The organism is Enterobacter sp. PL_is514, assembly GCF_055816715.1.
In genome coordinates, this window is the sequence record NZ_JBVPGN010000028.1 from 408,989 (window position 1) to 433,514 (window position 24,526).

At 56.5% G+C, this 24,526-nt stretch carries 22 protein-coding genes; 11 read left to right on the forward strand and 11 right to left on the reverse strand.

Annotated features, from left to right (window positions below; genetic code table 11):
- The first annotated feature begins 189 nt into the window (after nt 1–189).
- Together fadD and rnd are read left to right on the forward strand one after the other, a co-directional pair.
- Nucleotides 190–1,875: a long-chain-fatty-acid--CoA ligase FadD gene (gene fadD, locus AC0TNG_RS08215; RefSeq protein ID WP_073961507.1), complete on the forward strand. Its 1,686-nt coding sequence runs from the start codon at nt 190–192 to the stop codon at nt 1,873–1,875.
- Between the two features lie 71 nt (nt 1,876–1,946).
- Nucleotides 1,947–3,074 carry a ribonuclease D gene (gene rnd / locus AC0TNG_RS08220; protein WP_417927537.1) on the forward strand — a complete coding sequence of 376 codons (1,128 nt, stop codon included), beginning with the start codon at nt 1,947–1,949 and terminating at the stop codon, nt 3,072–3,074.
- Between the two features lie 86 nt (nt 3,075–3,160).
- Here the strand turns inward: rnd and minE are convergent, their stop codons facing one another.
- The 3 genes from minE to minC are packed head-to-tail and all read right to left on the reverse strand — an operon-like array spanning nt 3,161 to nt 4,974.
- Nucleotides 3,161–3,427, reverse strand: coding sequence for a cell division topological specificity factor MinE (gene minE / locus AC0TNG_RS08225; protein WP_024909868.1), 267 nt, complete (start codon nt 3,425–3,427; stop codon nt 3,161–3,163).
- A gap of 3 nt (nt 3,428–3,430) precedes the next feature.
- Complete coding sequence (gene minD, locus AC0TNG_RS08230; protein ID WP_024909869.1) at nt 3,431–4,243, reverse strand: septum site-determining protein MinD; 813 nt, start codon at nt 4,241–4,243, stop codon at nt 3,431–3,433.
- A gap of 23 nt (nt 4,244–4,266) precedes the next feature.
- Entirely contained in the window at nt 4,267–4,974 is a 708-nt protein-coding gene (gene minC / locus AC0TNG_RS08235; RefSeq protein ID WP_023312186.1) for a septum site-determining protein MinC, read from the reverse strand.
- Nucleotides 4,975–5,097: 123 nt separating this feature from the next.
- On the opposite strand from minC, the gene AC0TNG_RS08240 reads away from it, so the two are divergent.
- The 3 genes from AC0TNG_RS08240 to AC0TNG_RS08250 all read left to right on the forward strand — a co-directional run bounded on the left by AC0TNG_RS08240 (nt 5,098) and on the right by AC0TNG_RS08250 (nt 6,614).
- Nucleotides 5,098–5,373: a YcgL domain-containing protein gene (locus tag AC0TNG_RS08240; protein ID WP_029742143.1), complete on the forward strand. Its 276-nt coding sequence runs from the start codon at nt 5,098–5,100 to the stop codon at nt 5,371–5,373.
- 47 nt (nt 5,374–5,420) lie between these two features.
- Nucleotides 5,421–6,080 carry a fumarylacetoacetate hydrolase family protein gene (locus AC0TNG_RS08245; RefSeq protein ID WP_417927536.1) on the forward strand — a complete coding sequence of 220 codons (660 nt, stop codon included), beginning with the start codon at nt 5,421–5,423 and terminating at the stop codon, nt 6,078–6,080.
- Nucleotides 6,081–6,173: 93 nt separating this feature from the next.
- Entirely contained in the window at nt 6,174–6,614 is a 441-nt protein-coding gene (locus AC0TNG_RS08250) for a YcgN family cysteine cluster protein (protein WP_024909872.1), read from the forward strand.
- 125 nt (nt 6,615–6,739) lie between these two features.
- Here AC0TNG_RS08250 and dsbB read toward each other — a convergent pair whose 3' ends face one another.
- Nucleotides 6,740–7,270 carry a disulfide bond formation protein DsbB gene (gene dsbB / locus AC0TNG_RS08255; RefSeq protein WP_024909807.1) on the reverse strand — a complete coding sequence of 177 codons (531 nt, stop codon included), beginning with the start codon at nt 7,268–7,270 and terminating at the stop codon, nt 6,740–6,742.
- 143 nt (nt 7,271–7,413) lie between these two features.
- Complete coding sequence (nhaB, locus tag AC0TNG_RS08260; protein ID WP_248165022.1) at nt 7,414–8,952, reverse strand: Na(+)/H(+) antiporter NhaB; 1,539 nt, start codon at nt 8,950–8,952, stop codon at nt 7,414–7,416.
- A 201-nt stretch (nt 8,953–9,153) separates the two neighbouring features.
- On the opposite strand from nhaB, the gene fadR reads away from it, so the two are divergent.
- Complete coding sequence (gene fadR / locus AC0TNG_RS08265) at nt 9,154–9,873, forward strand: fatty acid metabolism transcriptional regulator FadR (protein ID WP_024909809.1); 720 nt, start codon at nt 9,154–9,156, stop codon at nt 9,871–9,873.
- Between the two features lie 109 nt (nt 9,874–9,982).
- Here the strand turns inward: fadR and AC0TNG_RS08270 are convergent, their stop codons facing one another.
- The gene (locus AC0TNG_RS08270; RefSeq protein ID WP_024909810.1) at nt 9,983–11,515 is read right to left on the reverse strand and encodes a SpoVR family protein; all 1,533 of its coding nucleotides are present in this window, start codon (nt 11,513–11,515) and stop codon (nt 9,983–9,985) included.
- A gap of 321 nt (nt 11,516–11,836) precedes the next feature.
- Between AC0TNG_RS08270 and AC0TNG_RS08275 the strand changes: the two genes are divergently transcribed.
- Entirely contained in the window at nt 11,837–13,135 is a 1,299-nt protein-coding gene (locus AC0TNG_RS08275) for a D-amino acid dehydrogenase (protein ID WP_267215002.1), read from the forward strand.
- 9 nt (nt 13,136–13,144) lie between these two features.
- Nucleotides 13,145–14,215: a catabolic alanine racemase DadX gene (dadX, locus tag AC0TNG_RS08280; protein ID WP_473713393.1), complete on the forward strand. Its 1,071-nt coding sequence runs from the start codon at nt 13,145–13,147 to the stop codon at nt 14,213–14,215.
- Nucleotides 14,216–14,310: 95 nt separating this feature from the next.
- Here dadX and AC0TNG_RS08285 read toward each other — a convergent pair whose 3' ends face one another.
- Nucleotides 14,311–16,044 (reverse strand): potassium/proton antiporter, encoded by a 1,734-nt coding sequence (locus AC0TNG_RS08285; RefSeq protein WP_032647718.1) that lies wholly within the window; start codon nt 16,042–16,044, stop codon nt 14,311–14,313.
- 97 nt (nt 16,045–16,141) lie between these two features.
- Nucleotides 16,142–17,056 carry a muramoyltetrapeptide carboxypeptidase gene (ldcA, locus tag AC0TNG_RS08290; protein WP_267217036.1) on the reverse strand — a complete coding sequence of 305 codons (915 nt, stop codon included), beginning with the start codon at nt 17,054–17,056 and terminating at the stop codon, nt 16,142–16,144.
- A gap of 107 nt (nt 17,057–17,163) precedes the next feature.
- Here ldcA and emtA point away from each other — a divergent pair, with 107 nt between their 5' ends.
- Nucleotides 17,164–17,775 carry a membrane-bound lytic murein transglycosylase EmtA gene (gene emtA, locus AC0TNG_RS08295; RefSeq protein WP_024909815.1) on the forward strand — a complete coding sequence of 204 codons (612 nt, stop codon included), beginning with the start codon at nt 17,164–17,166 and terminating at the stop codon, nt 17,773–17,775.
- A 37-nt stretch (nt 17,776–17,812) separates the two neighbouring features.
- On the opposite strand, the gene ycgR is transcribed toward emtA, so the two are convergent.
- A complete protein-coding gene (gene ycgR, locus AC0TNG_RS08300) occupies nt 17,813–18,544 on the reverse strand; it encodes a flagellar brake protein YcgR (RefSeq protein ID WP_024909816.1) in 732 nt (243 codons plus the stop codon).
- Nucleotides 18,545–18,752: 208 nt separating this feature from the next.
- Here ycgR and AC0TNG_RS08305 point away from each other — a divergent pair, with 208 nt between their 5' ends.
- Nucleotides 18,753–19,007, forward strand: coding sequence for a GlsB/YeaQ/YmgE family stress response membrane protein (locus AC0TNG_RS08305; RefSeq protein ID WP_008502662.1), 255 nt, complete (start codon nt 18,753–18,755; stop codon nt 19,005–19,007).
- Between the two features lie 117 nt (nt 19,008–19,124).
- Nucleotides 19,125–21,227 carry a TonB-dependent siderophore receptor gene (locus AC0TNG_RS08310; protein WP_417927534.1) on the forward strand — a complete coding sequence of 701 codons (2,103 nt, stop codon included), beginning with the start codon at nt 19,125–19,127 and terminating at the stop codon, nt 21,225–21,227.
- Between the two features lie 494 nt (nt 21,228–21,721).
- On the opposite strand, the gene AC0TNG_RS08315 is transcribed toward AC0TNG_RS08310, so the two are convergent.
- Both AC0TNG_RS08315 and AC0TNG_RS08320 read right to left on the reverse strand, forming a co-directional pair.
- Complete coding sequence (locus AC0TNG_RS08315) at nt 21,722–23,407, reverse strand: alpha,alpha-trehalase (RefSeq protein WP_417927533.1); 1,686 nt, start codon at nt 23,405–23,407, stop codon at nt 21,722–21,724.
- 102 nt (nt 23,408–23,509) lie between these two features.
- Nucleotides 23,510–24,466, reverse strand: coding sequence for an AraC family transcriptional regulator (locus tag AC0TNG_RS08320; RefSeq protein ID WP_024909819.1), 957 nt, complete (start codon nt 24,464–24,466; stop codon nt 23,510–23,512).
- Nucleotides 24,467–24,526: the final 60 nt, after the last annotated feature.

A 24,526-nucleotide genomic window follows, 5' to 3' on the forward strand; every position in this document is an offset into this window, starting at 1 on the left:
TAGAAAAGAGACAGCGGCTCAGCCGCTGTCTCTGTTTTTTTACGGATAAAACGAAAAAAAAGAGTGACGCGCTTCGCAACCTTAAATCTGAACAATTAATAAACTGGTACGCTGAGTTAATATAATGTTAACAAACTGTTTATTATCGGGGTTGTGATGACGACGAACACTCATTTCAGAGGTGATGCATTGAAGAAGGTTTGGCTTAACCGTTATCCCGCAGATGTTCCTGCTGAGATCAATCCTGACCGTTATCAATCCCTGGTGGAATTATTTGAACACTCGGTAAGGCGCTACGCGGACCAGCCCGCATTTGTGAATATGGGCGAGGTGATGACGTTCCGTAAGCTGGAGGAGCGCAGCCGGGCGTTTGCGGCGTATCTGCAGGAAGGGCTGGGGCTGCAAAAAGGGGATCGCGTCGCGCTGATGATGCCGAACCTGCTGCAATACCCGGTGGCGCTGTTCGGTATCCTGCGTGCCGGGATGATCGTCGTCAACGTCAACCCGCTGTATACCCCGCGCGAGCTGGAGCATCAGCTGAACGACAGCGGCGCGGTTGCGATTGTCATTGTGTCCAACTTTGCCCATACGCTGGAAAAGGTGGTCGACAAAACCCAGGTGAAACACGTCATCCTGACGCGCATGGGGGACCAGCTCTCCACCGCCAAAGGCACGCTGGTTAACTTTGTCGTCAAATACGTCAAACGTCTGGTGCCAAAATACCATCTGCCGGACGCCATCTCCTTCCGCCGCGCGCTGCATGCGGGCTACCGTATGCAGTATGTGAAACCCGAAGTGGTCGCGGAAGATCTTGCGTTTCTGCAATACACAGGCGGGACCACCGGCGTCGCCAAAGGGGCCATGCTTACCCACCGAAATATGCTGGCAAACCTTGAACAGGTGAACGCCACCTACGGGCCGCTGCTGCATCCGGGCAAAGAGGTGGTGATCACCGCGCTTCCGCTGTATCACATCTTTGCGTTGACCATGAACTGCCTGCTGTTTATTGAACTGGGTGGTCAGAACATCCTCATCACCAACCCGCGCGATATCCCGGGCCTGGTGAAAGAGCTGGCGAAATACCCGTTCACCGCCATGACCGGGGTAAATACCCTGTTTAACGCGCTGCTGAATAACAAAGAGTTCCAGCAGCTGGACTTCTCCACGCTGCATCTCTCTGCGGGCGGAGGCATGCCGGTTCAGCAGGCGGTCGCCGAGCGCTGGGTGAAGCTCACCGGTCAGTATTTGCTGGAGGGCTATGGCCTGACGGAGTGCGCGCCGCTGGTCAGCGTTAACCCGCATGACATCGACTATCATAGCGGAAGCATTGGTTTGCCCGTTCCTTCCACTGAAGCGAAACTGGTCGATGATAACGATAACGAAGTCGCGCCGGGCGAGCCGGGGGAGCTGTGCGTCAAAGGTCCGCAGGTGATGCTGGGCTACTGGCAGCGCCCCGATGCGACCGACGAAATCATCAAAGACGGCTGGCTGCACACCGGTGATATTGCGGTGATGGATGACGAGGGCTTCCTGCGCATCGTCGATCGCAAGAAAGACATGATCCTGGTCTCCGGCTTCAACGTCTATCCGAATGAGATCGAAGACGTGGTTATGCAGCACAGCGGCGTGCTCGAAGTGGCGGCAGTCGGCGTGCCTTCCGGTAGCAGCGGTGAAGCGGTGAAGATATTTGTGGTCAAGAAAGATCCTTCTCTCACCGAGGAAGCGCTGGTAACGTTTTGTCGTCGTCAGCTGACGGGCTACAAGGTGCCGAAGCTGGTGGAATTCCGCGACGAGCTGCCGAAATCCAACGTCGGGAAGATATTACGACGAGAATTACGTGACGAAGCCCGTGGCAAAGTAGACAATAAGGCCTGAGCTTCACGCTAATCGCCCAGACGCCGGTTAAGCCGGCGTTTTTTATGGGCGCAAACAAAAGAGAACCCGTTTTGAATTACCAGATGATCACGACCAACGACGAGCTGGCTTCGCTGTGCGAAGTGACGCGCGACTTTCCTGCCATTGCCCTGGATACCGAGTTTGTCCGTACCCGGACCTATTATCCGCAGCTGGGTTTGATTCAGATGTACGACGGTAAACACGTGTCGCTGATCGACCCTCTCGGCATTACCGACTGGACGCCGATGCGTGACCTGCTGCTCGATACCGCCGTGACGAAATACCTGCACGCAGGCAGTGAAGATCTGGAAGTCTTTCTGAACACCTTTGGCATCATGCCTCAGCCGCTGATTGACACGCAGATCCTCGCGGCATTCAGCAATCGTCCGCTCTCATGGGGCTTTGCTGCCATGGTAGAGGAGTATACGGGCCTGACGCTGGATAAAAGTGAATCCCGTACCGACTGGCTGGCGCGTCCGCTAACCGAGCGTCAGCTGGAGTATGCGGCGGCAGACGTGTTTTACCTGCTGCCGATTGCCGGACAGCTGATGAAAGAGGCAGAAGCCTCCGGATGGCTGCCTGCGGCGCTCGACGAGTGTCGTATGACCCAGCAGCGTCGTCAGGAAGTGGTTGACCCGAAAGAGGCCTGGCGCGATATCAGCAACGCCTGGCAGCTGCGTACGCGTCAGCTGGCGTGCCTGCAGCTGCTGGCAGACTGGCGTTTGCGTAAAGCGCGCGAGCGCGATCTGGCCGTTAACTTTGTGGTTCGCGAAGAACATCTCTGGGCGGTGGCGCGCTATATGCCGGGCAGCCTGGGCGAGCTGGACAGCATTGGGCTTTCGGGCAGCGAGATCCGCTTCCACGGTAAAACCCTGCTGGCGCTGGTCGCAAAAGCGCAGGAGCTGCCGGAAGATGCGCTGCCGGAACCGCTGCTGAACCTGATGGACATACCGGGCTATCGCAAAGCGTTTAAGGATATCAAAGCGCTGGTGCAGAACGTTGCAACGGAAAGCAAGCTAAGCGCTGAACTGCTCGCCTCACGTCGTCAGATTAACCAGCTGCTGAACTGGCACTGGAAGCTGAAGCCGCAGAATGGCGTACCGGAAATGATGGCGGGGTGGCGCGGGGAATTGATGGCCGATCGCCTGAATACGCTGCTGGAAGCATACCCACGCTAAAGAATTGTAGCCCCGGTAAGCGTAGCGCCACCGGGGAGATTGCCGGGCGGCGCGACGCTTGCCCGGCCTACAAAACCACAAACGGATTAACGTGACTCTTCCGCTTCCGGGAGCGTCACGTTCAGCTCCAGAATCGAAATATCCCCGTCTTTTTGTTCCAGCTGCACCGTCACCATCTCCGGGTCAATCTGCACGTACTTACAGATCACTTCCAGGATGTCCTTACGCAGCTGTGGCAGGTAGTGAGGCTCGGCGTCGCTACGACGACGCTCCGCAACGATAATTTGCAGACGTTCTTTTGCGATGTTGGCGGTGTTCTTTTTCCGCGAGAGAAAAAAGTCCAGTAATGCCATAACTTATCCTCCGAACAGGCGTTTGAGGAAACCTTTCTTCTCTTCTTCAATGAAGCGGAAAGGACGTTCTTCTCCCAGCAGACGGTCAACGGTATCGGCGTAAGCTTTACCTGCATCTGCCAATGTATCAAGGATCACTGGCTCGCCCTGGTTCGAAGCGCGTAACACGGACTGATCTTCCGGGATAACGCCCACCAGCTTAATGCGCAGGATCTCCAGCACGTCTTCCATGCTCAGCATGTCACCTTTGTTCACGCGGCCCGGATTGTAGCGGGTGAGCAGCAGGTGTTCTTTAATCGGGTCTTCGCCATTTTCCGCACGACGGGATTTAGAGGCGAGGATCCCCAGAATGCGGTCTGAGTCACGCACGGATGAAACTTCAGGGTTAGTGGTGATGATCGCTTCATCAGCGAAGTACAGTGCCATCAGGGCACCGGTTTCGATGCCGGCAGGGGAGTCGCAGACGATGAAGTCGAAATCCATTTTTTTCAGCTCATCGAGCACCTTTTCCACTCCTTCACGGGTCAGGGCGTCTTTGTCACGCGTCTGAGAGGCCGGGAGAATGTAGAGGTTCTCGGTGCGCTTGTCTTTAATCATCGCCTGGTTCAGCGTGGCATCGCCCTGAATGACGTTCACGAAGTCATACACGACGCGACGCTCACATCCCATGATGAGGTCGAGGTTACGCAGACCGATATCGAAGTCGATAACGATGGTTTTCTTTCCCTTCTGGGCCAAACCAGTAGCGATGGCCGCGCTGGAGGTGGTCTTGCCAACGCCTCCTTTACCCGAAGTAACAACAATAATGCGTGCCATAGAAATTCCTTGTTAAAAAGGGATCAATTCAACGGTTGAACGGTCAACGCGTCGTCTGCCAGAAGCAGGCGAGCCGCTTTGCCATAAAATTCGGCTGGGATCTTGTCGCTCAGCCAATATTCACCTGCGATGGACACCAGTTCCGCCGTCAGGTGAGTACAAAATATTTGCGCGTCTCGATCGCCACTTGCACCCGCGAGCGCACGTCCACGCATCATACCGTATACGTGAATGTTGCCATCTGCAATCAGCTCAGCGCCAGCACTGACGTGGCTTGTAACAATCAGATCACAGTTTGGTGCATAAATGCGCTGACCGGAACGAACCGGCACATCAATCATTCGCGTTTTTGTGACGGTAGTAACGTTTTGCACCGCAGGAGGGGGCGTTTGCACGGCAACGGGTGCCGCACGCGAGGCTTTTTCTTTGCCCTCATTCAGAAGAGGCAGCCCCGCACGCTCAATTTCCGCTTTCAACTCAGTATCTTTGCAGCCGCTGATGCCCACGATACGCAGTCCGGTCGATGAGACGGCCTGCTGGAGAAGTTTCCAGTTAACCGGAGCCTCAAGACCGCTAACGTTGATCACAACAGGGGCGTGCTTCAGAAAGGCGGGAGCCTGGGCGATTTTGTCCTCTAACGCCTGACGAATAACCTCGGGTTTTGCATCATGCAAATGTACCACTGATAAGGTGAAGCTACTGCCTTTAAGCTCGATGGGCGTGTTTGACATCCTGGCCTTACTCAATTTGCTATTAACCGCAACCACTCGCTGCGATATTCCGAAGAGTATCAGGCATGTTATAGTCAGGAGTATATTGAGGCAAGCAACCACCCATTAATTCAGAGTAAAAACATGTTTTGTGTGATCTACAGAAGTACAAGCCGTGACCAGACCTATCTTTATGTCGAAAAGAAAGACGATTTTTCACGCGTGCCTGAAGAATTAATGAAGAACTTTGGCCGACCACAACTGGCGATGCTGCTGCCGCTTGATGGTCGTAAGAAACTGATTAATGCCGATCTGGATAAAGTAAAAACGGCCTTAGCCGAGCAGGGCTATTATTTACAGCTTCCACCGCCACCCGAGAATTTATTAAAACAGCATCTTGAGGCGAACGGTAAAAAATAGTCTCAACTGTTTTTGGGCATAACACATCAACCGTTTAGGGGTCGACCATGTATCAACATCACAACTGGCAAGGTGCATTACTGGATTATCCCGTCAGCAAAGTCGTCTGCGTGGGCAGCAACTATGCAAAACATATTCATGAGATGGGCAGCGCGACGCCAGAAGAGCCGGTTCTGTTCATTAAGCCTGAAACGGCGCTTTGCGATATCCGCCAGCCGCTGGCCCTGCCGCAGGGGCTCGGCTCGGTGCATCACGAAGTTGAACTCGCCGTGCTGATCGGCGCAACGCTGCGTCAGGCCTCCGAAGATCATGTTCAGAAAGCGATTGCCGGCTACGGCGTGGCGCTGGATCTGACGCTACGTGACGTGCAGGGCAAAATGAAGAAAGCCGGGCAGCCTTGGGAAAAAGCCAAAGGGTTTGATAATTCCTGCCCGATCTCGGCGTTTGTGCCGGTGAGCGAATTTACCGGCGATCCGCAGGACACCCCGCTCAGCCTGAAGGTTAATGGTGAAATCCGCCAGCAGGGCACCACGGCAGACATGATCCATAAGATTGTGCCGCTGATCGCCTATATGAGCCGCTTCTTTACCCTGAAGCCGGGCGATGTGATCCTGACCGGCACGCCGGAAGGCGTGGGTCCGCTCGTGAGCGGTGATGAACTGGAGGTCGGTTTTAACGGCCTGTCGCTGAAAACCCGCGTGCTGTAATCTCCTCTTGCCGCCTGAAAAGGGCGGCAAAACTTGCATCGACGTGCCAGACTCGTTATAAGGTGCGCTTTCTTTTGACGTGTGGACATCCTGATGAACGACATCCCTTTCTGGCAAAGCAAAACTCTCGACGACATGACGGACGCGGAATGGGAATCCTTATGCGACGGCTGCGGTCAGTGCTGCCTGCATAAGCTGATGGATGAAGATACGGACGAGATTTACTTCACCAACGTTGCCTGCAAGCAGCTAAACATAAAGACCTGCCAGTGCCGCAACTATGAGCGCCGCTTCGAGTTTGAGCCGGACTGCATCAAGTTAACCCGGGATAATTTGCCCACCTTTGAATGGCTGCCGCATACCTGCGCGTATCGCCTGCTGGCGGAAGGGAAAGGTCTGCCTGACTGGCATCCGCTGTTAACCGGTTCAAAAGCGGCGATGCACGGTGAGCGCATTTCAGTGCGCCACATCGCCGTGAAAGAGTCCGAGGTGCGTGACTGGGAAGATCACATCATGAACCACCCGACCCGTTGACAATAAAAAACCCGCCGAGGCGGGTTTTTTATTGTGTTTGTGCGGCCTGATGCCCTCACCCCAACCCTCTCCCACGGGAGAGGGCGCAAGCACTAAAAACGGCAACCGAGGTTGCCGTTTTGCTTTTACCTTCCGAACAAATCGCGTTTCTTCGGTTTGAACGGCTGGGCAATCAGCACCAGCAGCGCCACGACGAAGTAGGCGGCAAAAATACCCACCAGCCACTGCGGCATCTCCAGCGTCAGGAATTCCCACTGACGAACGGAGCAGTCACCGGATGCGACAAATACCTGCGGCAGCCATTTGTCCAGCGGCAGCCAGCTCGGGAAGCGGGCGGCAAAATCACAGGTCATAAACGGTGACGGATGCAATTGCATCATGGTGTGCTGCCAGGAGAGTTCAATTCCTTTCCAGGCGCTGTATATCCAGATGGCAATACCAGCATAGCGAAGCGGCGATTTTGGGGCAATCGCGCCCACCAGGCCCGCACCCATAATGCCGAACAGTGCGCAGCGTTCATAAATACAAAGCACGCAAGGTTTGAGTCCCATTACATGCTGGAACCACAGCGCGACCATTTCCAGCGCAAAGGCGGTCAGGGCCATTAACAACCACGCTCCGCGACCGCGGGAGCACTGGTTTAAAAATCTCAACATAATCATTTCCCTGGAACATGCTTAGAAATCGCAGTGTAAACGAATTCGTTTTTCGCGCCACCTGTACCTGGCGAAATAAAACGTAATTGGATGTTTATCGTGCGAAAAGGCAAACGGGCAGCGAACTGCCCGAGATGCAGTGTTTATTGCGCCGCAAGTATACCCGCTTGTATCAACCATTGCGTACAGGGAATGAGGGTAATTTTGACGCAAAGCAATCCCACGATCGTGAGCACCAGCGTATAGGGCAGCGCCATCCACACCATCCTGCCATAAGAAAGTCGTATGAGCGGCGCGAGGGCGGAGGTCAGGAGGAACAGGAAGGCGGCCTGGCCATTTGGCGTCGCCACCGACGGCAGGTTGGTGCCGGTATTGATCGCCACGGCCAGCAGCTCAAACTGTTCGGCGCTGATAACGCCTTGCTCCATAGCGGCTTTGGCCTCGTTGATATAGACCGTCCCGACGAAGACGTTATCTGAGATCGACGAGAGCAGGCCGTTGAACAGGTAAAACAGCGACAGCTGAGCATCCGGCGATGCCTTTAAGACAAAAGCAATAATCGGCGCGAACAGATGCTGGTCGATTATCACCGCCACAACGGCAAAGAACACCGCCAGCAGGGCGGTAAATGGCAGGGCTTCGGTAAACGCCTTACCGATGGCATGCTCGTCCGTCACGCCGGTAAAGGTGGTGGCGAGAATAATGACCGACAGGCCAATCAGCCCCACTTCGGCAAGATGGAACGCCAGCGCGGCGATCAGCCAGACGCCGATGATCCCCTGGGCAATCAGACGCAGCGTCTCCTGGCGCGTCCGCTGGCGTCGGCTCTGCAGATCGAATTTATGCAGCTCCTGACGTACCGGCTCCGGGAGCTGGGCCCCATAGCCAAAGAGGCGAAACTTCTCCACCAGCAGACAGGTCGCCAGCCCGCAGAAAAGCACCGGTACGCTCACCGGCGCCATTCTCAGGAAGAACTCACCGAAGTGCCAGCCCGCCGCTTTGGCAATGATCAGGTTTTGCGGTTCGCCCACCATGGTCATCACGCCGCCCAGCGCGGTACCGACGCCAGCATGCATCATCAGGCTGCGCAGGAAGGCGCGAAACTGTTCCAGTACCTCACGATTATGCGCATCGACGTGGCTGTCATCCTGCAAATCCTCGCCCGGACGAGAGGAGGCCACGCGGTGATAAATACCGTAAAACCCCACCGCTACGCTTATCACCACCGCGACGACCGTCAGCGCATCCAGGAAGGCCGACAGGAAGGCGGCCGCAAGGCAAAACGCCAGTGAGAGCAACATTTTCGACGGAATGCTGAGCAGCAGGCGCGTGAAGATAAACAGCAGCAGCTGTTTCATAAAGTAGATGCCCGCCACCATAAACATCAGCAGCAGTAGCACTTCGAGATTGGATGCCAGCTCGGCTTTGACGTGCTCGGCGCGGGTCATGCCGATGACGACGGCCTCAAACGCCAGCAGTCCGCCCGGCAAAAGCGGATAACATTTCAGCGCCATGGCCAGGGTGAAGATAAACTCCGCCACCAGCAGCCACCCGGCAATAAACGGGTTTACGCTAAAGAGGAGGGGGTTAACGACCAGGAACACCAGAAGTATAAGTTTATACCAGTCCGGAGACTGGCCTAAAAAGTTGCGCCACAGTGCGCGCCCAAAAGAAATTTCCACGACAGACGTCCATCCCCGTCAAGTAAGACAAAACATCAGTATACGCAAAAATCGCGGCCTGGAGGCGGATAAGGCTGCATTGTAAATTTCACAAAAATGAAACGGCGATCCCTCTTTTCTCTCTTTGCCGTGCTACCTGCCACTGGCTGCCTCTGGTATGATGAGTCCAATTTGCTAAAGCTGTGTAATGGAAATCTCACTATGGTCATTAAGGCGCAGAGCCCGGCGGGTTTCGCGGAAGAGTACATCATTGAAAGCATCTGGAATAATCGTTTCCCTGCGGGGTCCATTCTTCCGGCTGAACGCGAACTCTCTGAACTGATTGGCGTCACTCGCACCACGCTGCGTGAAGTGCTCCAGCGGCTGGCGCGCGATGGCTGGTTGACTATCCAGCACGGCAAGCCGACGAAAGTAAACAACTTCTGGGAAACGTCCGGGCTGAACATTCTTGAAACGCTGGCGCGTCTCGACCATGAAAGCGTGCCGCAGCTCATTGATAATCTGCTCTCCGTTCGCACCAACATCGCGACGATCTTTATTCGTACCGCTTTCCGTCAGCATCCGGAAGACGCCCTTGCGGTGCTGGCCACAGCGAACGAGGTGGAAGATCACGCCGATGCTTTTGCCACCCTCGATTACAACGTGTTTCGCGGCCTGGCGTTTGCCTCCGGCAACCCGGTGTATGGCCTGATCCTCAACGGTATGAAAGGGCTTTATACCCGCATCGGCCGCCACTACTTTGCCAATCCGGAAGCGCGTAGCCTGGCGCTGGGCTTCTACCATAAGCTGAGCAAGCTCTGTACTGAAGGCCTGCACGATCAGGTTTATGAGACGGTGCGCCGCTACGGTCATGATTCCGGTGAAATCTGGCACCGCATGCAGAAAACGCTGCCGGGCGATTTGGCGATTCAGAGCCGCTGAAATAAAAAACCTCTCGTATGAGAGGTTTTTTTTCGTCGGGTGGCGCTTCGCTTACCGGGCCTACAAAACCCGTAGGCCGGGTAAGGCGTAGCCGCCACCCGGCAAAAAACTACAGCGTATTCAACCGCGCCGGGCAGCGTTCCAGCAGCTCGACGCTCCCGTCTTCATTCTGCTGCTCCAGTTGCACATCAAAGCCCCACAGGCGATGCACATGCTTCAGCACCTCTTTACGCCCTTTATCCAGCGGCGCGCGATTGTGCGGGATATAGCGCAGCGTCAGGGAGCGGTCACCGCGTAAATCCACGTTCCAGACCTGAATATTCGGTTCAAGGTTGCTCAGGTTGTACTGGGAAGAGAGGCGAGAGCGGATCTCACGGTATCCCTCCTCGTTGTGGATTGCGGAGATCTCCAGATAGTTGTTGCGGTCATCGTCCAGCACGGTGAAGAAGCGGAAGTCACGCATGATCTTCGGCGACATAAACTGGCTGATGAAGCTCTCATCCTTAAAGTCGCGCATCGCAAAGTGCAGCGTTTCCAGCCAGTCAGATCCGGCGATATCCGGGAACCAGTACTTGTCTTCTTCCGTTGGCGACTGGCAGATACGCTTGATGTCCTGGAACATGGCAAAGCCAAGCGCATACGGGTTAATGCCGCTGTACCACGGGCTGTTGTAGGGCGGCTGGAACACCACGTTGGTATGGCTGTGGAGGAACTCCATCATGAACCGCTCGGTAACTTTCCCCTCGTCATACAGGTGGTTGAGGATGGTGTAGTGCCAGAATGTCGCCCAGCCTTCGTTCATCACCTGCGTCTGCTTTTGCGGATAGAAATACTGGCTCACCTTGCGCACGATGCGCAGGATCTCACGCTGCCACGGCTCCAGCAGCGGGGCGTTCTTCTCCATAAAATAGAGCAGGTTTTCCTGCGGCTCGGACGGATAACGACGCGCTTCGGCGACCGCTTTTTCTTCCTCACGTTTCGGCAGGGTACGCCACAGCATGTTCACCTGGCTCTGGAGATACTCTTCGCGGCTTTTTTGTCGCGCTTTCTCCTCCTGCAGGGAGATTTTCTGCGGACGTTTGTAGCGGTCCACGCCGTAGTTCATCAGCGCGTGGCAGGAGTCGAGCAGTTTTTCCACTTCGTCCACGCCGTAGCGCTCTTCGCAGTCGGTAATATATTTACGGGCGAAGATCAGGTAATCGACGATGGAGCTGGCATCCGTCCAGCTGCGGAACAGGTAGTTATTCTTGAAAAAGGAGTTGTGCCCGTAGCAGGCGTGCGCCATCACCAGCGCCTGCATGGTAATGGTGTTCTCTTCCATTAAATAGGCGATACACGGATTGGAGTTAATGACAATCTCATACGCCAGCCCCTGCTGGCCGTGCTTATACAGCCGCTCCGTTTCAATAAATTTTTTACCAAACGACCAGTGTGGATAGTTAATCGGCATACCGACGCTGGAGTAGGCGTCCATCATCTGTTCGGACGTAATGACTTCAATCTGATGGGGATAGGTATCCAGACGATACAGTTTTGCGACCCGGTCGATTTCGGCGAGGTAAACATCCAGCAGCTCGAAGGTCCAGTCGGGTCCATCGCTCAGACGTGTGTTGTCCTTGTTCAGGGAATCAATAGTAGCCATTAGCGCGCCCTCGTTGTGGGTGCTCTCTCTGTCTGGAGAGCCTCCTTTCAAGCATAGATCAACGTGTTAAAAAGCGTGCTGGGGCAGAAATTTTTTCTTTGCGATTTCGCGTTTTTGATACGGCAAAAAAACGGTATGTCTCAGCATATTATGCTGGTTAAAAATAACGCGCAGCAGGAGATCCCAAATTAGCACTATCCCCTGATGCTGGGGGATGTGTGAGGTAAGTCACCATAAAAAAGTCATATGTTGAATAATATTTTCAACTAGGTTATCAATCTGTAATTAGAAGATTGTTCTTTTGCACATAATGGAGTGGCTATGCGTGTTGTCATACTGGGAAGTGGTGTCGTTGGGGTAACCAGCGCCTGGTATTTAAGTCAGGCGGGACATGACGTAACCGTTATCGATCGTGAATCCGGTCCGGCGCTCGAAACCAGCGCGGCGAATGCCGGGCAAATCTCTCCCGGCTATGCCGCTCCGTGGGCTGCGCCGGGCGTTCCGCTGAAAGCGATTAAATGGATGTTCCAGCGCCACGCGCCGCTGGCCATCAGCCTTGACGGCACGCAGTTCCAGCTGAAGTGGATGTGGCAGATGCTGCGCAACTGCGACACCCGCCACTACATGGAGAACAAAGGGCGCATGGTGCGCCTGGCGGAATACAGCCGCGACTGCCTGAAAGCGCTGCGCGCGTCGACGGGGATTGAGTACGAAGGCCGTCAGGGCGGAACGCTGCAGCTGTTCCGCACGGCGCAGCAGTACGAAAATGCCACCCGCGATATCGCCGTGCTGGAAGATGCCGGCGTACCGTACCAGCTGCTGGAAGCCAGCCAGCTTGGTCAGGTTGAACCGGCGCTGGCGGAAGTGGCGCATAAGCTGACAGGCGGCCTGCGCCTGCCGAACGACGAAACCGGCGACTGCCAGCTCTTTACGCAGCGTCTGGCGCAGATGTGCGAGCAGGCGGGGGTGAAGTTCCGCTTTAACACCTCTGTCGACAAGCTGCTGTCGGAAGGGGAAAAAATTTACGGCGTGAAGTGCGGCGACGAGGTGATCAAAGCCGATGCCTACGTGATGGCGTTTGGTTCGTACTCCACCGCCATGCTGAAAGGTATTCTCGACATTCCGGTCTACCCGCTCAAGGGCTACTCGCTGACCATTCCGGTGAAAGAAGAGAGCGGTGCTCCGGTATCGACCATTCTGGATGAAACCTACAAAATCGCCATTACCCGCTTCGATAACCGCATCCGCGTAGGCGGCATGGCGGAGATTGTCGGCTTCAACACCGAGCTGCTGCAGCCGCGTCGTGAAACGCTGGAGATGGTTGTGGGCGATCTCTTCCCGCGCGGTGGCTTTGTGGAGCAGGCGACGTTCTGGACCGGCCTGCGTCCGATGACCCCGGACGGCACGCCGATCGTGGGCCGCACGCCGTTTAAAAACCTGTGGACCAATACCGGCCACGGCACGCTTGGCTGGACGATGGCCTGCGGATCGGGCCAATTGCTGAGCGACCTGATTTCCGGGCGCACGCCGGCAATTCCGTTTGACGATTTAAGCGCTGCACGCTATCAATCGGGGTTTACGCCTTCGCGTCCACAGCATCTGCACGGCGCGCATAACTAAGGAGCTGTCATGTCCCGTCCTGTTCTGGCCCAGCTGAACCTGCAGGCCCTGAAGGATAATCTGCAAATTGTTCGTCGGGCGGCACCTGGTTCGCGCGTCTGGTCGGTGGTGAAAGCGAATGCCTACGGCCACGGTATCGATCGTATCTGGAGCGCCCTGAGCGCCACCGATGGTTTTGCCTTACTCAATCTGGAAGAGGCCATTCTGCTGCGCGAGCGCGGCTGGAAAGGGCCTATTCTGCTGCTGGAAGGCTTCTTCCACGCCGACGATCTGCCGCTGCTGGATAAGTATCGGCTGACCACCAGCGTGCACAGCAACTGGCAGATCAAAGCGATTCAGGATGCGAAGCTCCATGCTCCGCTGGATATCTATCTCAAGGTGAACAGCGGTATGAACCGCCTGGGCTTCCAGCCTGAGCGGGTGCATACGGTCTGGCAGCAGCTGCGCGCGCTGAAGAATGTAGGTGAAATGACGCTGATGGCGCATTTTGCCGACGCGGAACAACCCGACGGGATTGCCGATGCCATGGTCCGCATTGAGCAGGCGGCAGAAGGGCTGGACTGCCCGCGCTCGCTGTCGAACTCGGCGGCCACGCTGTGGCATCCCGAGGCGCACTATAACTGGGTGCGTCCGGGGATCGTTCTGTACGGCGCGTCTCCCTCAGGCCAGTGGCAGGATATCGCCAACAGCGGCCTGAAGCCGGTCATGACCCTGCGCAGTGAAATCATTGGCGTGCAGACGCTGAAGGCCGGTGACACGGTAGGCTACGGCAGCCGCTACCGGGCAAAGGGCGAGCAGCGGATTGGCATCGTGGCGGGCGGCTATGCCGACGGCTACCCGCGCATCGCGCCGACCGGCACGCCTGTGTGGGTCGATGGGGTCCGCACGGGAACGGTGGGCACCATATCAATGGATATGCTGGCCGTTGACCTGACGCCATGCCCGCAGGCGGGCATCGGTTCGCCGGTCGAACTGTGGGGTAACGAAATTAAGATTGATGACGTTGCTGCCGCGGCGGGCACGGTGGGGTACGAATTGATGTGCGCGCTGGCACCGAGAGTGCCGGTTGTGACGGTGTAACGAATGTTTGTGTCGGGTGGCGCTAACGCTTACCCGACCTACGTTCGAAGTTTTTTTGCCGGGTAAGGCGAAGCCGCCACCCGGCAAAAAAACCGCTACTCCGCTTCCTCTTCCATCGGCCTCAAACCGACTTTCCGCACCGCGTTATCTTCTTTTTCGGCAACGGTCCAGATCATCCCGGCAAACTCCACCTGGTCTCCCACGACCGGGGCAGCGCCAAGCCGCTGCTGGATGATTTCGCCCAGCGTTTGCTGGTTATCTCCGTCTTCAGCACCTTCATCCAGGCCGTAGATCAGCGCGACATCGGCAAACCTGGCGCTGGCTTCCAGAATAAAATCGCCAAAGAAACGCTGATCCAGCGCCACCGGAGGCGACTGGCTGAACAGTTTGCCCAGCGCGGGCAGGTCGCGCTCGCGGCCAATCACGCAGAGAATATCCCCTTCGCGCAGGCGGGTGCTGCCGGTAGGGTGCAGCAGAACGTTGTCGCGGAACAGAGCGGCAATGCGCGTTTCGGCCGGCATGTGCAAATCGCGCAGTGAAGCCCCCACGCACCATTTGTCGGCGCTCAGCTGATAGACGAACTGTTCCCACGGGTTCTCCGGATGAATGTCGAGCCCCACGCGGGAGACCGGCCAGCCCACGGGAGGGACCACCACTTTGGCTTTTTTCGCCGCCCACCCGAGCGAGGTTCCCTGGAACAGCAGCGAAATCAGCACCACGAAGAACGCCACGTTAAAGAACAGCCGCGCGTTATCCAGACCGGCCATCATCGGGAACACAGCAAGGATAATCGGCACCGCGCCGCGCAGGCCCACCCAACTGATGAAGATCCGCTCGCGCAGGTTGAAGCCGCGAAACGGCAGCAGGCCTGCAAATACCGACAGCGGACGGGCAAAGAAGATCATCCATGCAGAGAGCAGCAGCGCCGGAACGGCGATCGGCAGCAGGTCCGATGGCGTAACCAGAAGACCCAGCACCAGAAACATGCCGATCTGCGCCAGCCAGGCCAGACCGTCGAAGTTCTGCAAAATGGCATGCCGGTTACGAATAGGGCGGTTGCCCATCAGGAACCCGCAGAGGTAGACGGCGAGAATGCCGCTGCCGTCCACTGCGGTAGTGACGGCAAAAATGAGGATGCCGCCGCTCAGCGCCAGCAGCGGGTAAAGCCCCAGAGGAAGCGATATACGGTTGATCGTCTGCTGGAGCAGATATCCCCCTGCCAGGCCGATGACAATCCCCAGGCCGAACTGCTGCAGGATATGTAACGCAAACGTCCAGCTCAGCCCGCTTTCGTGCTGCTGAATCATCTCGATAAGCGTGATGGTGAGAAACACCGCCATCGGATCGTTACTGCCGGATTCAATCTCAAGCGTTGAGCCCACGCGTTCGTTAAGCCCTTTTCCGCCAAGCAGGGAAAATACTGCTGCCGCATCGGTTGAGCCAACAATCGCGCCAATCAGCAAACCTTCCATGATATTGAGATGGAAAAGCCACGCGGCCATCATTCCGGTGAGGCCAGAGGTAATCAGCACGCCGACCGTGGCGAGCGACAGCGCGGGCCCCAGGGCCACGCGGAAGGAGCTCGCCTGGGTGCGCATCCCGCCGTCCAGCAGGATCACCGCCAGCGCGAGGTTACTCACCATGTAGGCGAAAGGGTAGTTATCGAAAGGGATACCGCCAATGCCATCAATGCCGGCCAGCATGCCGATGGCGAGGAAAATGACAAGAATAGGTATGCCGAGACGCGATGAAAATGAACTTAATAAAATACTGCTGGTTACAAGGACCGAACCCAAAATGAAAAGGCTGATTATCGCTGCGGCATCCAATGTTCTCTTACTCCCACCTCAATGTTAACGCTGTTACTAAAACCCTAACATATTAACGACGGCAACAGCGTTTTATTAAGGGGGTATAACGGCTTTTTTATGCCTTTATGACAGGATGGCCGCTGATGGTCAGCCGACTGCCGGAATCATTGTGGATCAGCGAGGCGTGTGCCCCCAGTGCCAGGGTCACGGTGCGCTGCTCATGGCCGAAATCCAGACCGGTGATGACCGGAATATCCAGCCGCGAGCGAATGAACTCAACCATGGTCTCCAGGGAGTAACCCGCGTCATAGTCATTCGGCGCAGAACCGCTGAAGCTGCCCAGCACAATCGCGGACTGGCGTTCAAGAATACCGGCATGATAGAGCTGCAACAGCATGCGTTCGACGCGGAACGGATGTTCGTTGATATCTTCCAGCACCAGAATGCCGTCCTCGATGTGCGGCATCCACGGCGTGCCGATAAGCGAAACCAGCATCGCCAGGTTGCCGCCCCAGAGCTGACCTTCGCATTCCCAGTGCGGTCCATTGCCTTGCCACTCCACGCTGTAGGTGGGATTGCGCAGCGCGCGCCAGAAGTGTTCCATGGTACACGCATTCAGCTCCAGGGCGCCGAAGTTACCGGCCAGCATCGGGCCGCTGAAGGTGGTAACGTTATGTAGCGCCAGCAGCCCGAGCTGGATGACGGTGAAATCGCTGTGGCCGCATATGAGTAGCGGATCCTGCTGCTGGCGCTGCGCCAGACCCTGCCAGTCAATGCTCTCCAGCAGCCGGCTCGCGCCATATCCGCCGCGCACCGCCAGCACAACCCGGTTTTCACCCTTCAGGTTCACCAGGCTGTTGATATCATTCAGCCGCTGCGCTTCTGTACCGGCAAAACGCTGCTGGCGGCGGGGGATAATCGTCTGATTTTCTACCTGATGACCCGATTCCAGCAAACGCTGAACGCCCCGCTGCGCCGCGTCCTGGTTAATGCAGTAGCCAGACGGCGCGATGAGGTGAAACTGAGACATGGCAATTCCTTGCTGAATGAGAAACTAATTGTCTATATCATGCCGCGTATACGCCGCCTGCTTCAAGAGGCGGCGCACCGCGATGACCGGCTATAAGGATAGATGACGTGAAATTGAGATGGTTTGCTTTTTTGATTGTGTTGCTTGCTGGCTGTAGTTCAAAACATGATTATCAAAACCCACCCTGGAACCCGGAAGTGCCGGTGAAACGGGCCATGCAGTGGATGCCGATCAGTGAACAAGCCGGGAAGGCCTGGGGCGTCAGTCCGCGTCTTATCACGGCGATCATTGCGGTGGAGTCCGGCGGTAACCCCACGCTTGTCAGCAAATCCAACGCGGTGGGGCTGATGCAGCTTAAAGCGTCAACGGCGGGGAAAGAAGTTTACCGCTATATGGGCTGGAGCGGTCAGCCGTCAACCAGCGAGCTGAAGAACCCGGAACGTAACATTTCAATGGGCACGGCCTATCTGAGCATAATGGAGCACGGCGTGCTGAAGGGCATTAAGGATCCGGAGGTGATGCAGTACGCGCTGGTGGTCTCTTACGTTAACGGTGCCGGCGCGTTGCTCAGAACCTTCTCCTCTGACCGCAAAGAGGCAATAGAAGAGATTAACGGCATGGACAAAGACGAATTCTTTGAGCATGTGGCGAAAAATCACCCGGCACCACAGGCGCCTCGTTATATCTGGAAAGTACAGAAAGCGATGGATGCCATGTAATGCCGCAGACGGGCGGCGGTCACGCTGCCCGATTTTCTTACAGAACTTTATTTGCGCGTTCCCGCGCCTCCCGCTCCAGCGAATAGATGATGCGCTGAAGCTCACGCTCTGCACCGGGCCCCACATTCAGGAAGCGGAAGCTCAGACGCGGCGTGGTGATGGTTTCATTTTTGCTGTCCACGACGGTACGGTCGCTTATGGCAATCAGCTGTGCATCGAAATAAAAGCGACCCCAGCCCCCCATATCCAGTTCAATTTGCGTAAACCGCATGCCTTCTACCAGTCCGTCGGGTTTCGGCGTATCCATCAGCGCACCCATGCCGCCCAGTGACAGATCGAAGAGGCGGAAGCGGATCTCTTTTTTATCCGGCATTTTGGCCTTACAAAAATAGGCGGGGTGAAGCGGAGCGCTAATGCGGAAATATTCACGACGCTGAACAAACCAGAGATTGGTGGGAAGTGGGGTAGCAAAAGCAGGGAGTCCCTGGTACTCGCTCAGTTCCAGTCGCGACAGGACAAACTCCACTTTGGCGCCCTGCGTTTCGGCCATCACCGCGATATTCTCCGCCTTCAGCGCCGCGCGGTTTTCATACTCCTGACTGCCTAAATCAATCACCAGCCGCTCCTGCGAGGCGTCAAGGATCTTGCTGATGAACTGATTATTCGACCAGCTGATGCGCAGCGGCACTTCACCTTTTTGCAGGTCGCGTAATACCCCTAATACAGCCAGCGGATTTTGCTTGAGGAACTGCTCACTGTAATGACTCACGCCGGATGGCTCCTTGATTGATGACAGACTGTCTTAGCGTTATCGGCAATCTGCAATGAAACTTAATACAAACCGGTGAGTTTTTTTTGCCTGTTTACGTAAAGATAAGTCGGTGAGATGAAAATGATTTTCCGGCGATGACCTATACTTAAGTTAGCTGTGCAGAAGGTTTTCTGCGCACGCGTTAAACCTGCAAGAGGGCATCGCTATGGGTATCATCGCCTGGATTATCTTTGGTCTTATTGCTGGCGCTATCGCGAAATTGATCATGCCGGGAAACGATGGCGGCGGCTTTATTTTGACCTGCGTACTCGGGGTCGTTGGTGCGGTTGTGGGCGGCTGGCTGGCGACGATGTTTGGCTTCGGAGGCAACATAAGTGGTTTTGACCTGCACAGTTTTCTGGTCGCTGTCGTGGGCGCCATTGTGGTGCTGGGCATATTCAGGTTACTGCGACGAGCATAACATGACGTAAACGGCTCTCTGCGGAGGGCCGTTTTTTTGCCTGCGTATTGATTTGTTAATCTAAATGATAATAATTGTCGTTCCGTATCGCATCGCATCTAACAACAAGACGACATTATGACTCCTTCACGTTTTACGCTATGCGCCCTGGCAGGCGCCGTCTCGCTCGCACTGCACGTTCCGGCATTCGCCGAAGAATCCACTATCGTCGTCACCGGCGCAGAGCAGGGCAGCGCGCTGCCGGCCTGGACGAACAGCGCCACGAAGTCGGCCGTGGCCGAAAGTAAAACGCCGCAGGTCATCACGACCGTCTCTGCGCCGGAAATTGAAAAACGCCATGCGAATTCGGTGAATGAAATCCTGCGCTATGCTCCGGGCGTCTCAACCGAGGTGCGGGGGAATACCTCCTACATGAGCGAATATAAAATTCGTGGCTTTACCGTCGACCAGGAGTTCTACAACGGGCTGCAGCTGCCCTATAACGTCACCGGCAATACCAAAGCGCGCATCGATCCGCTGTTGATTGACAGCGTTGATATCCTGAAAGGTCCCTCATCGGTTCTTTACGGCGGTGGTTCGCCGGGCGGGCTGGTGAATATCCAGAGTAAAAAGCCGCAGCGTGAAGCGCGAACTGAATTCGGATTTAACACCGGCAATCGCAACCTGAAAGAGGGCTATCTCGACTCAACCGGGCAGATTGCCGAAAGCGACTGGAACTACCGTCTGCTGGGGAAAGCGACGGAAAATGACGATCAGCCGCACACCACCCGGTATGAAAATTACCTGGTTGCCCCGTCCGTCACCTGGCAACCCGACAGCAAAACCCGCCTGACTCTGGATGCGCTGGCGCAGAACTCCCCGAGCCTGATGCCGTCGAACCCGCTGCCGCTCGCCTACCTGCGCTCGAAATACGCGGGCAAGCGCGACTATGCCGGTGATGAGTGGAACGGATTTAAGCAGCGCCAGTGGATGCTGGGCTACAGCTTTGAACATGCGTTCGACAGCGGCTGGGGCTTTAACCAGAAGGCGCGCTATTTCGACGTCGATACGCATCAGCGCAGCGTCTATGCGACGGGCACGGGAAGCGAGGTCTATCAGCTTAACCGCTTTGCCTACACCACCGATGAAGATCTGCAGAGCTTCAATATCGATAACCAGGTGACTAAAACCGTGGCGCTGGGCGACTGGAAACACCATCTGCTGGCCGGGTTTGACTACCAGAAGCTGAACTCCCATTTCCACTACCGTTACGCGTCGACCACGCCGGGCATGGATATGCGTCATCCTGACTATTCGCAAATCAGTGAAAGCGCATTAGGGCTGTATACCGCCCAGAAAAACCGTCTGAGCTATCAGCAGAACGGCTACTACCTGCAGGATCAGGTGGAGTGGGGGGGCTTAAATCTGCTGGGTAGCCTGCGCTACGACGATTATCGCTCCGTGACCACCAATTATCTGCAAAACGGTGATAAGGACTGGGTCTCTCAGGATCGCGTCACCAAACGCCTGGGCGCGCTTTACGCCTTTGATAATGGTCTGTCACCGTTTATCAGCTATTCCGAAGGCTTTGCGCCGGTGTCGCCGAAGGGAACGCTTGCGGCGAAAGACGTCAAGCCGACCACCAGCAAGCAGGTGGAGGGCGGCGTGAAATATCTGCTGGCCGACTACGCCACCACCTTTACCGCTTCGGTGTTCAACATCCGTCAGAAAAATGTCGTCACCTCCGATCCGGGCTTCCTGAACTATCGTCAGACCGGGGAGGTGGAATCCAAAGGGGCTGAGCTGTCTGCCATCAGCCGCCCGACGGACAACCTGACGCTGATTGCTAACTATGCCTACACCCACGCGATCAACACGGAAGATGATAAGTACAAAGGGAAACGTCCAACGCAGGTGCCGGAGAATGCCTTCAATCTCTGGGGGGATTACACCTTTGAGAACACGCCGCTGAAAGGGCTGATGCTGGGAGCGGGCGCACGCTATACCGGCCCGATGGAAATCTCTCCGGCAAACGATGCGGGTAAACTGGGCGGTACTACCCAGTACGATCTGGCGGCCTCGTACCGGATGGGCGAGATCCTGCCCTCGCTGGCAGGGCTAACGCTTAAAGCCAGCGCGCAGAATATCACCAATAAAGAGACGCTGACCTGCTACGACGCGACCAACTGCTGGATTGGGCGTGACAGAACGTATCAGCTAGGGGCGAGTTACAGTTTCTAAGGAACCAGGGGAGCCCCAACAAAATACGCAATCGGACTGCCCCCTCTCCTCTTAGGGGAGAGGGCTGGGGTGAGGGGGAACATACGGCTGCGGAGGTCATTCCGTTCACTTTATGTTCCTTGCTACTCTTTAACGACATGGCCTGTGAACGTGCCAGGGTGGCTCAGTCGCCACCACCCTGGCGACCCGGGCTCCCGGCGGTAAATCGCCGCTTCGCGGTGCCCTCGGCGTATTCCTTCCGGCTTATCGGGGACGGGCGGAGGTAACATCCCTGTAAAGCCCGCCCTCTCGGCGCATCCCTGCGCCTCGCCCCGGCCGGAAGGCAAACGCCTCAGCGATTTACAGCCGGACCAGAGCATCGCTGAAAGCCTTCAGTCGTTCTGAAACAACGTTATTGCTTCTGCTTAAAAATTACTGGGGATCCCTTTCCCGGTGGGAAGAGGGTTAGCAAAAGTAGGCCGGGTAAGGCGTAGCCGCCACCCGGCAATACTCACTTACTGCGCCGTCGCCTTCACCGGCGCCACCTCATCATTCGCGGCAGGCCGATTCTCCGGCACGCTGTCGCACGGTTTCTCTTTCGGGCAGACCCGATCCAGCATCTTCAGCGTCACGCCGTTGCTCCAGCCGAAGCCGTCCTGCAGCGGATACTCGCCGCCGCCGCCGCCCGTACCGGTTGTCGACACGTCGTATTTCTCGACCAGTTTCTTTTCCCGGTCGTAAGTATGCTGAACGTTTTTCAGGAAGCGCCAGGTCACATCCATCGAGACCTTCTCTTGCCCGTAATTCTGCAGCCCTTCCGCGGCCACCCATTGCAGCGGGGCCCAACCGTTTGGCGCATCCCACTGCTGGCCACTGTTGACGGTGGTGGTCGCAATACCGCCCGGTTTCAACAGGCGCGATGAGGTTGCCGCGGCGACTTTATCGGCCCGATCCTGCGCCGCCGCCTTAACGTAAAGCGGGAACAGGGCTGCTGCCGTGAGCTGATTACGTACCTTCTTGCTCTTCAGATCGTAATCCGCGTACCAGCCCTCTTTATCATTCCACAGGTGGCTCTCGATGGCTTTCTGACGCGCGGTGGCCAGCGCCTCGTATTTGCTTGCGCTGGCGGCGTCGCCACTCTCCTGGGCTGCCCGCGCCAGCAGTTTTTCCATTTTGAACATCAGGGCATTCAGGTCCACGGGGACAATGCTGGTGGTCCGGATGGTGCCGAGTTTTTGCGGATCGTCCATCCAGCGGGAGCTAAAGTCCCATCCCGAGGCCGCGGCGGAACGCAAATCACGGTAGATTTCGGTTGCCGGTCGGTTAGGGTTACTTTTGGCAGTATTTACATCGTCAAGCCAGGACTCCGGGCGCGGAGTGTCGCGGTCATCCCAGTAGCGGTTGAGGACAGCGCCGTCATCCAGCTTCACCACGCGCTTGTTGGCCTGACCCGGCTGAAGGGCGTCGACGCCGTCCATCCAGTAGGCATACTCTTTCTCCATCTGCGGACGATACTTCTTCAGCGCATCGCTGTCGTGCGTTGCCAGCAGTTCCACCATCAGCGAGAAGAACGGCGGCTGGGATCGGCTCAGGTAATAGCTGCGGTTGCCGTTGGGAATGTGGCCGAAGGTGTCAATTTCATAGGCAAAGTTATCCACCATGTCGCTGATTTTGTCCCAATGATCGCTCTCTGCCAGGCCCAGCATGGTGAAATAGCTGTCCCAGTAGTAGACCTCGCGGAAACGTCCGCCGGGCACAACGTAAGGTTTGGGTAACGGCAGCAGGGAATCCCATTTGTTGCTGGCTTTATCCGTGGTGCGCGTCAGTACGGGCCAGAGATCGTTAATATGCTCACGTAGACTTTGTCCAGCAGGCGGAACATATTTTTCCCCTTCCGCAGGGAGCGTAAAGTTCATCTCGACAAAGTGGCGTAAGTCAAAGCTGGACTGCGTGTGCTGCATCCGATAGTCCGCCAGAATCATCAGCGGGTCGCTTTTGGGGACGGCATCCGCAAAGGTTTTCTGATCGGGAAACAGTTTGGCGCTCTGCACATCATTAAACAGCGGGCCCAGCAAAATATCGGGTGAGGCTGTCTGGGCTGCGGGGCTATCGTCGGCATAACCGAATGTCGTTACGCCGAGCAGCGCGCCGCCTAACGCAAGGGGCAAGAACGCGGGGCGTAGTGTACGAGGTCTTATCATCAGTTCGTCTCCTGTCTTCACTAAACAGCGTGACCGCTGTTGTCAATCACCTGAAAACCTTAGACGAATATTGCCCGCTTCGCGTTAAATATTGCTGGCCAGTCAGACCTCTTCCGGCGTCTGGCTGGCTTCCCGCAGCGTGCCCGGCGCATGTCCAATAATGCGCTTAAATGCCCGGCTAAATGCCGCCAGAGAGCCGTACCCCAGCCGCAGCGCGACGGTTTCTATCGGCTGATTTTCATGGCGAATGTACTGAATGGCCAGGCGCATCCTCAGCTCGCTGAGATATTTTGCCGGAGTGGTTCCCGTCGCGGCCAGAAACCGTTCGGCGAACACGGAGCGGGACGTGCCCGCTTCTTTTGCCAGATCCGCCACGCTCCAGTTCAGGCCCGGCTGCTGGTGCATGGCGTAAATGGCGCGGCTCAGGCGCGGGTCGCGCAAAACCTGCACCCAGCCGGTGGCTTTACCACAGCCGCCTTCAACCCAGCCGCGCACAATTAACGCCGCGACCACGTCGGCCAGTCGCGCAAGGATCCCGGCAAACCCGGCCTGACGCGCCACGGACTCCCGCTCCATCGCCGCCAGCAGCGGGTGGATCTCCGGCCAGGTGGACATTAACCGGCTGACCATCATCACTTCCGGCATTGCCTTGATCAGCGGCTGCATTCCGCCCAGCTCAAAATCCATGCACCCGCTAAAGATGAGGGTGTTCTCGCTCTCCGGGCAGGGCTCGCAGGTGATGGCGCAGACCGAGCTGCAGATAGGCTCGCTCGGAAAGGCGTTGACAGGGGTAAGAGGGGCCTGCTCGTCAGAGAGCAGGGCATGGGAATTCCCGCCGGGAATAAAGAGGGCGTCGCCACCGCTCAGTTCGAACGTTGCTCCGCTCTCCATGCGCAACAGGGCGCTACCGTGGCTCACAAAATGAAACTGCGCCCGGCCGGGAGCCTGATGAAACGCGACGCCAAATGGCGCACTGGCTTCAATGCGCCGGTATTTCACGCCTGACAGGCGCATGCCGCGTAAAAGTTCGCTGATCAAATCGGGTGACTGTACGGTCATGGCGCAACTCCGGACGAATAATCAATAAGTGGAGATTATATGTCATAGATCGTCCAGGGT